The organism is Alkalihalophilus lindianensis (genome assembly GCF_032843265.1).
Lineage (GTDB): Bacteria > Bacillota > Bacilli > Bacillales > Bacillaceae_D > Alkalihalophilus > Alkalihalophilus lindianensis.
This window is the reverse complement of record NZ_JAWJBA010000234.1, coordinates 1-277: the sequence shown is the minus strand read 5'-3', so window position 1 is coordinate 277 and position 277 is coordinate 1. Positions and strand designations below refer to the sequence as shown.

At 47.3% G+C, this 277-nt stretch carries 1 protein-coding gene; it reads right to left on the bottom strand.

What is annotated here, in order from left to right:
* On the bottom strand, positions 1-277 hold a 277-nt coding region (locus tag RYX56_RS22085), incomplete at both ends, for a spore germination protein (RefSeq protein ID WP_317124080.1).

The following is a 277-nucleotide window of genomic DNA, read 5'->3' as shown; positions in this document are numbered from 1 at the left end:
GCCTGCACGAATTGCTGCATCCCCAACCCCAATTCCCCCGACAACGGATATCGTTTGGCCAACCGCTTTAGGGAGTCTCTCTCCAGCTTCCCGGAACAACTCGAACATTACTAACATTAAAAAAGCCTCCAATGGCCCCGGAAAAGGGAGCCCTATTCTTGACGTTGCGATCGTTGCTAAAAGCGGATATGGTATTTGCTCCACATTATAGGAGGAAAGTGCAATCCAAAAGCCTGGCAGAAACAGTGATATCAATAGACCAATTAGACGTAAAAAC